General features: G+C 59.3%; 13 protein-coding genes. 4 read left to right on the top strand and 9 right to left on the bottom strand.

Annotated features, from left to right (window positions below; genetic code table 11):
• The first annotated feature begins 595 nt into the window (after positions 1-595).
• The 3 genes from N687_RS21905 to N687_RS25035 all read left to right on the top strand — a co-directional run bounded on the left by N687_RS21905 (position 596) and on the right by N687_RS25035 (position 3,884).
• Entirely contained in the window at positions 596-988 is a 393-nt protein-coding gene (locus N687_RS21905; protein WP_051662894.1) for a helix-turn-helix domain-containing protein, read from the top strand.
• A 37-nt stretch (positions 989-1,025) separates the two neighbouring features.
• Positions 1,026-1,421, top strand: coding sequence for a DDE-type integrase/transposase/recombinase (locus N687_RS21900; RefSeq protein ID WP_051662893.1), 396 nt, complete (start codon positions 1,026-1,028; stop codon positions 1,419-1,421).
• Between the two features lie 189 nt (positions 1,422-1,610).
• Entirely contained in the window at positions 1,611-3,884 is a 2,274-nt protein-coding gene (locus N687_RS25035; RefSeq protein WP_029420383.1) for a histidine kinase, read from the top strand.
• A gap of 818 nt (positions 3,885-4,702) precedes the next feature.
• On the opposite strand, the gene N687_RS0102625 is transcribed toward N687_RS25035, so the two are convergent.
• The 7 genes from N687_RS0102625 to helD form a co-directional block, all read right to left on the bottom strand.
• Positions 4,703-5,107 (bottom strand): VOC family protein, encoded by a 405-nt coding sequence (locus N687_RS0102625; RefSeq protein WP_029420381.1) that lies wholly within the window; start codon positions 5,105-5,107, stop codon positions 4,703-4,705.
• Positions 5,108-5,181: 74 nt separating this feature from the next.
• Positions 5,182-6,093, bottom strand: coding sequence for a carbon-nitrogen hydrolase family protein (locus N687_RS0102620; RefSeq protein WP_029420380.1), 912 nt, complete (start codon positions 6,091-6,093; stop codon positions 5,182-5,184).
• A 103-nt stretch (positions 6,094-6,196) separates the two neighbouring features.
• A complete protein-coding gene (locus tag N687_RS0102615) occupies positions 6,197-6,475 on the bottom strand; it encodes a hypothetical protein (RefSeq protein WP_156040012.1) in 279 nt (92 codons plus the stop codon).
• A 75-nt stretch (positions 6,476-6,550) separates the two neighbouring features.
• Complete coding sequence (locus N687_RS23650) at positions 6,551-6,712, bottom strand: hypothetical protein (RefSeq protein ID WP_156040011.1); 162 nt, start codon at positions 6,710-6,712, stop codon at positions 6,551-6,553.
• Between the two features lie 271 nt (positions 6,713-6,983).
• Positions 6,984-8,252: a dicarboxylate/amino acid:cation symporter gene (locus N687_RS0102605; RefSeq protein ID WP_081841096.1), complete on the bottom strand. Its 1,269-nt coding sequence runs from the start codon at positions 8,250-8,252 to the stop codon at positions 6,984-6,986.
• Positions 8,253-8,330: 78 nt separating this feature from the next.
• Entirely contained in the window at positions 8,331-9,056 is a 726-nt protein-coding gene (locus tag N687_RS0102600) for an aspartate/glutamate racemase family protein (protein WP_029420377.1), read from the bottom strand.
• A gap of 155 nt (positions 9,057-9,211) precedes the next feature.
• Positions 9,212-11,563, bottom strand: a complete 2,352-nt coding sequence (gene helD, locus N687_RS0102595; protein ID WP_035462027.1) for an RNA polymerase recycling motor HelD — start codon at positions 11,561-11,563, stop codon at positions 9,212-9,214.
• Between the two features lie 343 nt (positions 11,564-11,906).
• Here helD and N687_RS0102590 point away from each other — a divergent pair, with 343 nt between their 5' ends.
• A complete protein-coding gene (locus tag N687_RS0102590) occupies positions 11,907-12,278 on the top strand; it encodes a hypothetical protein (protein WP_029420375.1) in 372 nt (123 codons plus the stop codon).
• A gap of 5 nt (positions 12,279-12,283) precedes the next feature.
• On the opposite strand, the gene N687_RS0102585 is transcribed toward N687_RS0102590, so the two are convergent.
• Positions 12,284-13,276 (bottom strand): zinc-binding dehydrogenase, encoded by a 993-nt coding sequence (locus N687_RS0102585; protein ID WP_029420374.1) that lies wholly within the window; start codon positions 13,274-13,276, stop codon positions 12,284-12,286.
• 23 nt (positions 13,277-13,299) lie between these two features.
• Positions 13,300-14,457: a M20 family metallopeptidase gene (locus N687_RS0102580; RefSeq protein WP_029420373.1), complete on the bottom strand. Its 1,158-nt coding sequence runs from the start codon at positions 14,455-14,457 to the stop codon at positions 13,300-13,302.
• Between the last annotated feature and the right edge of the window lie 7 nt (positions 14,458-14,464).

Genomic DNA, 14,464 nt, shown 5'->3' with positions numbered 1-14,464 from the left:
ATCCAGAGGCCACTCGTTCCGTATATGAACATATTCGAAATCGGCAAAGGGAACACGACTGGGGTCAGCGATCGCGTTTGGCACTGTACACGGCGTTCATAAAACCGTGGAAAGATGTCCCTCCGGGATGGTACGTCATTCGCTCAGATAGTCACTTTCCATTTTACGTTGCGGCTATCCGTAAGACCAGGTTTTTCGTTTGGTTGGAACATGTGAGTGTTTGCGAAACCCAGCGGGATGTGGACATATTTCTGGAACGAGTGAATCGAGAACATGGCGTCAAGTTGCAGGTGGTCAGCCGGAATATGATGATTTCGTGTTTAAGGAGCCAAGGAAAAAGTTCATCTGCCGGGGACGGGCAGTGTCGTCGTCGAACCAGGCGCAACGACGCTTGAAGAGAGAAATGGATGTAGGTCCATACCGTAACGGGACAAACGCTGGCCTGTAACAGGGCTGGCTGAGCACGACTGTAGTTTGATAACGTAAAAGTTGACCACGTGGGGGTACATTGACAACCATAAAGTTGACCACCCCGGCACCTCTTTCCTGTACTCTGGAGTTTGGTTCGAACTCTGGTGGGCAGGAGGAAAGGAATGTGCTCGAGATGGTCGACAAGGAGTACATCAGAAAGCGGTACTATGTGGACGGGTGGTCGATACGTAAAATCAGCCGGCAATGCCAGGTGTCGCGACAAACGGTGCGCAAGATGCTGGCCGATGCTGAAATCCCCAAGTATCGACTCACCAAACCACGCTTCCGCCCAGCTATGGAACGATGCATCCCCGTCATCGAGTCCTGGCTGAGGGAGGAGGAAAAGGCGGGAGCTCCCAAGAACCAGCGATATGTGTCCTCAAGAATCTACGAGCGGCTGCAGGAGGAGTATGGCGAGGAGTTCACCGCGGCTGAATCCACCGTCCGGTACTGGGTGAGCAGGCGGAAGAAGCGCCGCCCAAGAGGCGTTCGTCCCTCTGACCTCCGACGCTGGTGAGCTGGCGGAGGCCGACTTCGGACGAGTCGTCGTCAAGATGAACGTGAAGAAGACGGAAGTCAGTCTGTTCGTGATGAGGCTGCGGTCCAGTGGTGTCATCTTGGCGTGCGCCTTCTCCACCGAGAAGATTGAGGCGTTGCTGGAGGGACATCACCGAGCGTTCGAATGGTTTGGCGGGGTGCCGCACAGCGTTCGCTACGACAACCCCAAGACCGCGGTCACCAAGATCCTGGCTGGCCCCGCCCGGGAGGAGCACGTACTGCTCTCCAACCTGCGTGCTCACTACCTGTTCGACAGCGACTTCTGCCAACCCGGCGAGCCGCACGAGAAAGGCAGCCTGGAAAACCGCGTGGGCTACGTTCGCCGCCACACGTGTGTTCCTGTTCCGGATGTCCCAGACCTTGAGGACCTGAATGAGCTGATTCTTCGGTAGTGTGAGAGGGAGCGCAACAAGCGCTGGGCAGCGTGGGAGCAGGAGCGTCCGGGGCTGCTGCCCAAACACCCGCACTGCTGCCCCACGACGCGGCCCGTCACGGTCAACAAGCTGTGCCTGGTGGCTTCGACCAGTGGTCAACTTTTCGCTTGACAAACACAACGATCACGTAGACTGGGGGCTGCTTATGTGGTTCAAGATCAGACCGAGGTTTTCGGAACAAAGCCCGGACAGTTAAAGGTATTCATCGGAGCCGCCCCGGGCGTGGGCAAGACATACACAATGCTACGGGAGGCGGTGTCGCTCAAGGAGCGGGGCATCGATGTCGTCATCGGATACGTGGAGGTGCATGGGCGCCCTGAGACGGCAGCACAAATCGACGGACTTGAGGTTCTGCCGAGGAAACGCATTGTGTTTCAGAATCGCGTCTTCGAAGAGGTTGACATTGAAGCGATTTGCAAGAGGGATCCAGACGTCGTGGTGATCGACGAGCTGGCTCATACGAATGCACCGGGTTCCATGTTTCCCAAACGGTATATGGATGTAGAGTACCTGCTCGACCAAGGAATTTCGGTGTTGACTGCTGTCAATGTGCAACACATTGAGGGGATCCACCAAGAAGCCGAGGAGATAACCGGTGTACGGATTCGTGAACTCATACCCGAGTCATTTATCAAACGAGCCGATGAGGTTGCCGTCATTGACGTAACTCCGGAAACGTTGCGTCAACGATTGCGTGATGGCAGCATCTATCCTCCGGATAAAGTGAATCAGGCATTACAAAATTTTTTCCGGAAGCCCAATTTGTCGGCCTTAAGGGAGCTGGCCTTGCGCGCCGTGGCCGAAGATGTCGACGATCGTCTGCAGCGTTCTTATTCAAGGCGCAAAATTCCCGGCCCGGTAGGTGTCCGGGAGGTCATTATGGTATGCATCAGCGACTATGCCCGTGCGATCAAACTTCTGCGGCGTGGACGCCAGATGGCATCACGGATGAAAGCAGACCTGTATGCCCTCACTGTCGCCAATACAGCAGAGAATTTGCTATCGGAGAAGCAACGACAAAACCTGGAAAAACTCAAGGAGTTAGCCGAACAATACGGAGCCGAGTGGGTACTTGAGCCTCTCAATGACCGGCAAATCGGGGCGGTTATTCTAGAGACCGCAGATCGCCTGAACGTCACGCAAATCGTGATCGGACAACCCGTACCTGTGCGGAAATGGAAATACGCGTGGAAGGACAATCCGGTGAGATATTTATTAAGAAATCTACGGTATACCGATCTCCGAATCGTCGGCTGGAAAGACGTTCCGTATTCGCAGGGCAGGGGGGCCAGGCGTCGGCGCACCACTCGGGATACGCAACGAAATCACGGCGAACATGCGCGCTCTCGCGGCAAATTGACCATATACATTGGGGCAGCGCCTGGGGTCGGGAAGACCTACAAAATGTTACAGGATGCCCAAGATTGGAAGAACCGCGGCTGGGATGTCGTCATCGGACTGATCGAGACGCACGGCCGGCAAGACACGGCAGCTCAGATCGGCGACTTGGAAGTGATTCCAAAGAAGCGAATCGAATACGAAGGACGTGTGTATGAAGAATTGGACGTCGACGCCATTATCCGGCGGAATCCATCGATTGTCCTGATCGACGAACTCGCACATACGAACGTCCCGGGGAGTCCCCGTGAAAAGCGCTATCAGGATATCCTATATCTGCTTGAGCACGGGATCAATGTTGTAACAGCGGTGAACATTCAACACTTGGAGAGTCTTCATGACAAAGTCGAGCACATTACGGGGGTGAGAGTACGCGAGCGGATTCCGGATTGGTTCGTGAAGCAGGCCCGTGAAATTAGATTAATTGACGTCACGCCGGAAACCCTGCAGCAGCGGCTCATCGATGGAAAAATTTATTCCACGGACAAAATTCGATGGGCTCTCGATCACTTCTTTCAAACCGCAAATCTGGCCGCCCTGCGGGAGTTGGCACTGCTCGAGGTGGCGGATGATGTGGATCAGCGGATGACAGATGACCGGTCGGCACACCGGCACCCCCAAGAACGAGAGCGTATTCTCGTGTGTGTGAACTACCGGCCCCACTCTGAAAAACTGATTCGGCGCGGTTGGCGCATTGCAGATAGACTCAACGCGGAACTGTATGTACTGGTCGTCCTGTCTGGAGACACGCTTAGCGACCAGGAAAGCCGCGACTTGGAGCGAATTGAGCGGCTGTGCGAGCAATTTGGGGCCCGCTTGATCAAACGTTCGCCTATCAAGAATCACGTCGGTTTGACGATCGTCAGAACCGCGGACGAACTGCAAGTATCGCAATTGGTGGCAGGACAACCTGTTCCACCGAGTAACTTCATCGCCCGGCTGCTAAGGAGAAATCCCATCGATTATGTGTTAAACCATGCCGAATTCGTAGATCTCCACATAGTGGCAGCACAGAGGCACTGACAGAGTTGGTGAAATGCAGACCAAACGTTGTAAAACAGAGCGAAATTCGTTGCAACGCACTCAGGAACGCTCCGATGCGCAACTCAATGCGAAGGGAACCCCGGCCTCTTTGGCCGCAGCGAAACAACGTCCGATAATATATATTATGTTAAGTTAAAGCCGAATCTGAGGAGAACAAGGCGGCCCACATACCTGAGCCTTTGACTACGGCCGCGGCCGTTGCGACATCCGATCCTCCAAGCCCGCGTCGTAAGGGCTGTCAAGAGCGCGTGCCAAGGCATGGTCGTTGACCTGTACCTGGACAGTACCGCACACAACCTTGATGAATTGTTGCCCATCCGGCAGCCTGATCTGGAAGTCGATGTGGTCAACTTTTCGATTGAGGTTCATCCACCCTTATGTTCGGCGAACCGCATCTAGGGCATCGAGATGGGACTTCGTATGCTTCAAGGATATTGAAGCCGGACGGAAGACGAATCAGCTAGTTTGTCGGATTTTCTTGGCTTCTTTATATGCTATCCACGTTGCTCCTGAAATTGTGACGGCAATCACGAACAGGAGGAACAGTACGATCCTCATGTCAAAACACCCTTCTGATGCTGTCGTGATTGTGCGTTGAGTGCCGAAGTTGGATTCATAAATTCATGTTGCATAGAGCAAAATTCGACGTGGCTACGGATGTCGACCTTTGCACTTTTCATCCGTAGCCCACGTCGATCCCTGGTTCGAATCCAGCTCTGCAGGTGGCGTGGTCGCACCGGTCCCAATATATCGCGATTATGGTCAGGAAAACATCAGTCATGCCAAGGAAGTGTAGCTCACTGGCTCTTGGCGAGGTTTAACTGCCATGAAACACCGAATTTATCGGTAACCCACCCAAATTTTTGACTCACTGGCGAAGGGGTTAACGGCATCAGAACCTGCCCGCCTTCAGATAACTTCTCGAAAAGTTTGTCTATCTCCTTCTCCGTATCGCACGTCACAAACAGGGACATGGAAGGAGTGAACGTAAAATCATGTTTGACGTTGCTATCGATGCACATAAAGGTTTGTCCCTTTAGTGTGAACGTTGCATGTAATACTTTCCCATCTTCAGAATGAATGATGTGATTGATTTGGGATTCCTCAAATACTGAAGTATAGAATTTCATGGCTTCTTCAGCCTGACCGTCGAACATGAGAAACGTCGTGATTTTTGACAGTTCAACCAATCTCCTTTCCATTCGGCAACTCGGCAACCGTTCTACGAAACCACATGCAATTGCAATATTGCAAGAAGGATAACACACAATCATGCTTAACGCCGAGCGTCAGGCCGCAGGAATGGAGGTTCCACTTTCTGGTCCACCAATGCAGCATACGCACGTGGCTTTCGATAGGCATTTCCCCACGCTTCCCGTTCTCGATATCTTCGCAACCCTGCTAAGTCAAACTCCGCGATCCATACCCCTTCACTTTCATCCGCTTCGATGACCAAAGGATCGACGGTGCGTCCCTGCTCATCAAATACACACGGATGGTACGCGGCGGATCTTCCCCACCCCACCCCTGCGTAGTTCGCCATGGCCACACCGACCATATTTTCGAATGCACGGACGGACAGCTGCCGCAAGCGTATATCGTTCATTTCGCATGCATTAGGTACCAGAATGATTTCCGCTCCATTCAACATCAGAATACGTGCGCTTTCGGGGAACTCTCGGTCATAGCAAATCATGGCCCCCACACGGACAGGGCCGGATGCCGTGTCGAGCTCACAGACCGGGAAGTCTGTTCCCGGTGTGCACAGGGCCTCCATTGAAAAATCGCACGTATGCACTTTGGCATACTTCAGCACCGGACTTCCAGTCCGATCAATGAGCAGCATCGTGTTGCGCGGAGCCTCTGGCCAACGTTCCAAGTAGGTGATGGCAATCGCCATCTCCAAGTCGCGCGCAAGTTGAACAAAATGTTGAATATACGGGTGTCCTTCGTCCACTGCGCGCAACTTCCAAGCCGTGCGTTCCTGTTCTTTATCAGGGCGCCAGGGATCATTCCAGGCCTCGGGAAATGGTGGCGCGTATCCAATATTCCACATCTCCGGGAACAACGCGATGTCCGCGCCCCGGTCCTTCGCGGTTCTGCACGCCCAGTCAGCCCGATTCAAATTCGTCCTTTCATCCGCACTTTCAGGTAGTAACTGCAACAACGCAATGCGTAACTGGGACATCGGGTCTCTCCTTGCGGACATGATTTGGGAAGTGCATTTCCGCCCGGCTGCAGCAAACTTCCTTCTTACAAGTTCGAGTGCCCCTGCGTCCATTCGGGATCGGTCAAGGTTCACTGCCCGGTGCGAAACGCCACTGCAGATCGGAGACCTTCCACGCGCCGTCAGCTGTGTGCTGCAGGGTGACTTGAAAGTCCACCAGGTTGTGCGGTGATGCGGGGACGTATCCGCTGGATCTCCACTGTGCATACGACGCCCACACGTCCCCGGCCCCGCTCACGGTCGCCGAGTCACCGTGTATCTGCACGCGCGTCCACGTCAGGCTGCGGATGCCGGCGTCGATGGTGACGTTGGACCCGCCGGCCGCGGCGGTGATCTCGCTCACCATCCGCGATTCCTTTTCGTGGGCCGAGCTGCCGGGGACGAAAAACCGGTTCACCAAATGGCTGGCTCTGTCTCTTCAGGCCTGCACGGTGTCGGAGGTGAATGCGATCTCGGTGGTGAGATCGGGCGTCTGCGCCAGATGGCTGATCACGGTGTGTGCCGGTTGCGCCTCCGGGATCGAATCGAAGGCCGGCTCCGGCTCGACGTGGAGGTTGCCGCCATCCTCGTCGGTCTCCAATGTGCGCCAGCAGGAAGGTAGGAGGTGATCAGACGCACAACTTCCCTCTCCCCTCCATCCGTATTCCCTCACGCCTTCGGTCCATCCGTGCCGACGCTTCCGTGTACAGGGCGATCCGCCACCTCCCCCGACCAAGCGAGGGAGGGTGCCCCTTTCATCCTACGGACTCTATTCGACAAACAGGATAAAAATTCCTGGCGGGACACCCCAAAAAAAACGCCCGCCTGGGATGGACACGCCATTCGCCAGACGGGCGCGAACGTGCTGCCGGTCAGACCGCCCTCCCGCCTTCTCCTGCGGAAGCGGCCTTGCCCGTGGATGCGATGTAGGCGGCCAGTTTGCCAGTGTCGAGTTCTCGTTCCCACTTGGCGACGGCGATGGCCGCCACGGAGTGGCCAAACACGTTGACGCCTGTGCGCGCCATGTCCATCACCCGGTCGACCGCGGCCAACAGGGCGACGCCTTGAATCGGCAGCCCGAAGGCCGTCGCGGTCGTCAGGAGCACCACGAGCCCGGCCATCGGGACGCCCGCGATGCCCTTCGAGGTGACAATTAAGATGAGGATCATGGTGATCTGCTGCCCCAACGTCAGGTGCAGGCCGGCCACCTGCGCGACGAACAGGCTCCCCACCGACAGGTACAAGCTGGTCCCGTCCGCATTCCAGGAGATGCCGAGCGGGATGACGAAGGCCGCGATGGAGCGCGGGACGCCGATCCGCTCCGCGAACTCAATCAACTGCGGCAAGACGACCTCCGAGCTCGTCGAAGAAAACGCGATCAGGAACAGGTCGACGACGCCCCAGAAGACCTTGAAAAACGGCACCTTGAGCACCAACCTGCAGACCAGCGGGAACAAAACGAACACCACGATGGCGAGCCCAAGGTAGGTGACCAGGATCACCTTCGCCAACGGGAGGAACACCTTGTACCCATACTTTCCGGCCGCGTACGCCGCCAGCGCGAACACGCCCACCGGGGCCGCGTGCATCACCCAGCGGATCAACGTGAACGACGCCTGCATCAGGCCCTCGAAGACCTGCAGGACCACTTTGCCCTTCTCTTTTACCGAGGCGATCGCCAAACCGAGCATCGCGGCGAAGAACACGACCGAGATGACGGCGTCCTTCTGGAAGGCGTCGACGATGTTCTTCGGCGGGATGTTGACAATCATGTTGACGATGTCGATCTTCTGCTGCTTCGCAACGGAGATGTCGCCCGCTTTCGCACTGGCCAATTGCACGCCGGCCCCGGGCTGCAGCAGGTCGGCAAGGACAATGCCCAACAGGATGATGACGGTGGTGATGATTTCGAACCAGACGATGGTCTTGAGGCCGATCTTGCCCATCCGCTTGATGTCGGCGACACCCGCCGCTCCGACGACGATGGCGAAGAACACCACCGGCAGGATCACCATTTCCACCAGGTTGATGAACATGGTGCCGAGCGGCTGGATGGCGACGCCAAAGCTCGGGAAGATCAATCCGACGATGGCCCCGAGGACTAGACCGGCGAAGATGAACAACGCCAGGCGTTTGCTCATGGACTCCCCTCCTCAAACAATGCAGACAACGCCTTTACGCGTCTGTGACATCCAGTAGAAGACACTGGACAGGCCTGATTACACCCGATGGACGTCGTGGATCACCCCCTCCCGTGCCTCGCGGCCCCCAAAGGCCTCGCGGACGATGGCGCGGGCGAGGAGTTCCGTGGGATCGATCATGACGGGTACTTGCTCAGGCGTGAGGACGGCCGGGATCTCGGTGCATCCCGCGATGACGGCCTGAGCTCCGTTTTGGACCGCGTGATCGATCACGCGGCGAAACAGGGCTTCTCCTCGGCTCAGGTCCCCCAACTTCACGGCCTGAATGCCCTCCTGGACCACCTGCTGCAAAGTGTCCGGCGGCGTGACCGTGGCGATCCCGGCCGCGGCCAACGGCGCCTGGTAGAGACGTATGGCCACCGTTGCAGTGCTGGCGAGTAACCACGCCTCGCGGATGCCTCTTCCTTGCAAGGCCCAGGCCACTTCCCGCGGCATGTGGACGAACGGGATGGGTACCGCCTCCTCCAGCGCAGGCAAAAAGTGATGCGCGGTGTTGCAAGCGATGGCCAACAATTCCGCCCCGGCGGCCACCAGGCGCCGGGCGGATGCGACGAGATGCGGTGTGGGATCGGGCCCGCCGTCGAGAATGGCCGCCACCCTGTCCGGGATCTGCGGATAGTTGTCGACGATCACGTGGAGATGGTCCTGATCCCGCTCCACCGGGGTGTTGAGGACGATTTTCCGCATCAGGTCCACGGTGGCCAGCGGCCCCATGCCCCCGATGATCCCCACCACTTTCGCCATTCGCTTCACCTCTGTGGTCTCTTCTCTCCATCGAATGAATCAGAAGGCAAAGGTATGACAAAACTTCATGACGTCTGCGCCCAAATCATTTTTTCATGTCGGTTTACTGAGAATATACCTGGACGGGCGATTTTGCGCAATGGAAAAAGCGTGCTTCATGCGCCCGCCCGTTGCAACTGGTACGTCGTGCCGGGTTGATCGAGAATGAACCGGCTGGGTGCACCGAGACAACCGATCCACAGGTGATGCATGGCCCGGGTGCACACGGTGTACAACAGATACCGGTCCCCCTCCGTGTGGTACGCCTCTTGGGAGGCGTCGTACACGACCACGGCGTCGAACTCGACGCCCTTCGCCAGATAGGAAGGCAAGATCAGAATGCCGGGTGCGAACTCCGGCGTCAGCGCGTCGACCAGCACCGCGCCCAACCCGGGTCCCAGCGCTTCGTGCACCTCCCGACTCTCCGCCGCGGTCTTGCAGATGACGGCAATGGATTGGCATCCGCATTGTTTCAGGTTCTGGACGGCGTCGACGATGGCCCGGTGCAGGGAGGTGCGATCGAGCGCCTGAACCACTTGCGGCCTTTCCCCGGTGCGCTCAAAGGGGACGATCGCTTCTCCGCCCGGTACCATACCACGGGTGAACTCGACGATCTCCCGGGTCGAGCGGTAACTCCGCGTCAACCGGATGACCTCCGTCTCCTGCGGGCCATAGAGCTCCAACAGGTCGTCCTCGTTCCCGAGCGCGCCCCCGTAGGGCGAGATGGTCTGGTTCAGGTCGCCCAAAAGGGTCATCCGGGCGCGCGGAAAGAGGCGCTTGAGAAACTCCAATTGGAACGGTGAGTAATCCTGCGCCTCATCCACCAACACGTGGCGTACTGTGGTGTTCATATGCACCCCCTGCACCAACTCCTTGAGATACAGGTACGGGGTGGCGTCTTCGTAAGGCAGGATCCGCTGATCCAGGTATTTCAAGGTCTGTTGGCAGATCTCGGGCCACTCCGCGGGCAGGCCATCGGTCCCCGCCAGCCGCTTCGCGAACGACGGATCCTGGAAGAGTCGCCGGTACAGAGCCGTTGGGTTCACGAACTGGAACCGTTTGACCCGAGCGCGGATGGGCCGAAGATAACGTCTGAGCACCATTCGTGCGAGCATCTCCCGTTGCCGGTCGTAGTCGTCCGCACCACTGGAGAACGGAGACTGGCGCATCTGCTGATAGGCCCTCCGGTAATCCGCGGGATCGAGCGCCTCCACCTCCCGTTCGACCCACTCCGCCTGCCATTCCCGCTCCGCGAACGCGGTCACCTGCTTGAGCAGCCAATCCCGCAGCCACTCGAGCCGCTCCGGCATACTGCGGGGCGCGCCCGGCTGGTAGAACTGGCGCTTGATCTCCTCCGCTGACACGATGACCCGGTCCTCCAGCCGGATGGGCCGGAACTGCATCCCCTGTCGGAGCAGGAATTCCTGGTAGGCGCGGATCAGGCGGAGGAATGCCGTCGAGCCTTTGTACCGGATGGCTGCCAACCGTACCGCGTGTTCCGGTGCGCCGGATTGGGTGAGGACGTATTCCAGTTGGTCCAACGGGTTCTCCACCTCAAACAGCCGGCCCAGCCGGTGCACCAGGTATTCGTGGAACGTCGCCTGGCGCATGTTTTCCTCTCCCAGCTCGGGCAACACGGTGGAGACGTAGCTGCTGAACAGCGGATTCGGTGAGAACAGCAGCATTTCGTCCGCCGTCAACGTTTTGCGGTACTTGTACAACAGATAGGCCACCCGCTGCAGAGCGGCTGACGTCTTGCCGCTGCCTGCCGCTCCCTGCACCACCAGCAGCCGTCCGCGGTCGTGCCGGATGATGCGGTTCTGTTCCTTTTGAATCGTGGCGACGATGTTCCGCATGTGGGCGTCCGCGTGACGGCTCAACACTTCCATCAGCAGTTCGTCGCCGATGGTGACGCTCGCGTCGAACAATAACCGGATGGTGCCGTCGTGGATCACAAACTGGCGCTTGAGCGACATGGTCCCTTCCATGGTCCCCCCGGGGGCTTCGTAGGACACCGGGCCGGGGGTGTGGTCGTAGTACAGGCTCGCAATCGGCGTGCGCCAATCGTAGACGAGGAAGGTGTCGTCATCCGCCTTGAACGACGCGATGCCGATGTAAATCGGCTCCGTGCGGTCCGACCCTTTTTCCTGGAAGTCGATCCGCCCGAAATACGGGGAATCGGCCAACTTGCGCAGAATCTTCAATTCCCGGGTGCCCTGCCTGTGCATGCGTTCCCGGTCGGCCAAGATCTCCGCCTGCTGCCGGATGCTGAAGTGGGTTTCCACGAGATCGTCGAAGCTGCTCAAGTTGATGGTGACTTCGTCCCAAAAATTCCGCCGGAACTCCACCACATCCGCCCGCACGTCTCCGAGATGCGCTTCGAGTTCAGCCGCCCGCCTCCGAATCTGCCCGACGACGTCGTCAACCCGCCGCTGCTCCCGTTGCCATTCCTGCTCTGGTACGCTCACCGCCGAACCTCCCATGTGCCGCCCACGCGCCGGTGCCCAAGCATTGACGCGCGGCACCGGATGCGGTAACATCTCAGTTAGAAAACGCAATCAATCTATGAAAGTCCATATCGGCAGATTGGAAGCGCTGCCGATCTTTGATGTTACTACCCGCCGGCTCGTGCGTCAAACGGGTCCGGCGGGTTTTTCCATATCTGCACATCGGGGATTGAAGCGTATTCCGGGCGGTCCCAGACGCATCCGCCGCGAAAATGGGCGGCTGAACCGTGCGGGCGGGGCACTTGTGCCATACGGTAGATCACGCAAATCCAGGCTCGAGCCATATGGAAGGGACGTGATCCACGTGTGGAAACGGATGTATGAACTTGCCCTGAGGTTGCTTCACCATCCGGTGGTGATCCACCACATCAGCGGCTTGGTCTACCACGGCATCCTGATCCGCGTCACCAAAAAGGGAATGTATCTGATTCCGTTTGGCGAACCGGTCCCGGCCGCGGGTCAACCAGGCGTCGCCGCCCGGACGGCGGACCTGGGGCCGAACGCCACAGGTACTCCGCCCGTCGACGCCCGCCCGGTGGTCTTTGCCCCACTCTTCTTTCCGTTCGCCGTCGTCGCGTCGTTCGCCGCCGGTTCGTTGCTCGGGGCAGCGGCGTCCCGGCCGCCTTATCCGTATCCGTATTACCCGCCCTACGGTGGGTACCCGTACGGTTGGTGAGCGCGTCAACCGATACGAAGGCCGATCTTGCCGAACTGTTCCCCGTCTCGCAGCCGGCGCAGCGCCTCGCCTGCGTCGGCGAGCGGGTACACGCGGTCTAACACCGGATGGATCTGATGTTCTGCGACAAAACGGAGCATCTCCCGGAACTCGTCCCGGCTGCCCATCGTGGTGCCGAGGAGATTGAACTGACCGTAGAAAAACGAACGGATGTCGATGGTGACATCGTCTCCTGTCGTGGCGCCGAACGTCACCAGCGTGCCGCCCGGCTTCAGGGCCGCCAGGCACTTGCCGAACGTCGCCGCGCCGACGCTGTCGATCACGATGTCCACCTTCTCTCCGCCCAAGGCGGCTAGCCAGTCGGTCTCCGTCGGGATCGACACGTCCGCGCCCAGCGCTTCGGCGCGGCGCCGCTTCTCTTCGCTCCTGGACGTCACCACCACCCGGGCTCCGGCCGCCTTCGCGAACTGCACCAAGAAGGTGGCGACGCCGCTGCCTGCTCCCGGAATGAGGACCGTCTGCCCGGCCTGCACGCGGCCGCGCGTGAACAGGGCGCGGTAGGCCGTGAGGGCCGCCAGCGGCAGGACGCCGGCTTCCTCCCAGGTGAGGTGGGCCGGCTTCGGTTCGACCTGTCTCGCGTCGATCACGATGAACTCGGCGAACGTCCCGTTCGTGGGAGAACCGAGGATCTCGTGGTTCGGCGGCGGCGCCGGGGCATTTTCGAACCAATTCAGGCTCGGGTTGATCACCACCTCGTCTCCTGCGCGTACGTTCGGCACGCCCTCCCCCACCTGGTCGATCACGCCGGCGCCGTCGGACCCCAGGACGACCAGCGGATCGCCCGGCTTGGCGAGGTTCGTGACACGCAGGTCACGGCGGTTGAGTCCCGCAGTGTTCAGCCGTACCCGGACCTGCCCGGGCCCGGGCTGGGGATCCGGCACATCGGTGAAGCGGGTGCCCGCCAGGCCCGGCTCGCCGAAATGCACAAACGCCTTCATGGCCTTCCCTCCTGTCGCGCTCCTCACGCCAAGTAGCGGCGAATGACGGTTTTGTAAACGTCGATGGATTGCAGGAACGCCTCCAGTTCGACCGATTCGTCCGGCTGATGCGCCATGTGGTCGTCGCCGCCGCCTAGAATGACGAGCGGCACTGGCTTGTACGGCGGCGCCAACGCAGCGCCGTCGGTGTATCCGTTCATGCCCCGTACCGCAGGATTGCGCCCGACCACGTCGCGGACAGATCGGATCACCGTCTGGACAAACGGGTCGTCCGGGTTCGTGCCCACCGGCGGCAGATCGTTGAAGACGCGCACTTCGCCGCGGAACGCCGCGTCCTCCTCGTGCAGTCCGTCCAACAGGCGGTTCAACCCGGCGACGATCTCCTCGTGCCGCTGCCCTGGCACGGTCCGAAAGTCAATCTGCACACTGCACCGGTCCGGCACCACGTTGGTCTTCACGCCGCCCTCAATCACGGCGACGTTGAAGGTCGGGCGGCCGAGCACCGGGTCCGGCTCGTACACCATCTCAAATCGTTCGAAGAGGGCGTTGAGGAAACGATTCATATGTACGATCGCGTTGACGCCCTGGTCGGGGGTCGACCCGTGCGCGGTCTTGCCATAGCAGGTCACCTCGACCCAGAGGGCGCCTTTGTGCGCGATGACCACATCGTGGCGCGTCGATTCGCCGATCAACAGCGCGCTCACGCCCTCCATCTCGCCGCTGTCGAAGAAGTGCTTGGCGCCGAATGCGCCCGCCTCCTCCCCGGCCGATGCGAGAAATTTGACGTCTCCGTTCAACTGGGCTCCTTCCGCCTTCAACTCGAGGAGGGCGAACGCCAGCGCGACGAGGCCGCTCTTCATGTCGCTCGCCCCTCGCCCGTACAACCGTCCGTTCTCGATGTCGCCGGAAAACGGGTCCCGCTGCCACCGCACTTGCCCCGGCGGCACCACGTCGGTGTGGCCGGACAGTGCCAGCACGCGCCGCCCCGATGCGGGCCCCTGGCCGCGCAGCCAGGCCACCAGGTTGGCGCGGTTGTCTCCGAGATCGATCAACCGGTTCTCCACCCCGTGCGCGTCAAACAACTCCTTCAGCGCCAACGCCACGGGTTTCTCATCCCCCGGCGGGTTGACGGACCGGATGCGGACCACCCGCTGCAAAAACGCGATCGCCTGCTCTCTCATAAGCACC

The sequence above is a fragment of the Alicyclobacillus macrosporangiidus CPP55 genome, assembly GCF_000702485.1.
GTDB lineage: Bacteria > Bacillota > Bacilli > Alicyclobacillales > Alicyclobacillaceae > Alicyclobacillus_H > Alicyclobacillus_H macrosporangiidus_B.
Note: the sequence above shows the minus strand (reverse complement) of the source record. Positions and strands in the feature narration are given on the sequence as shown.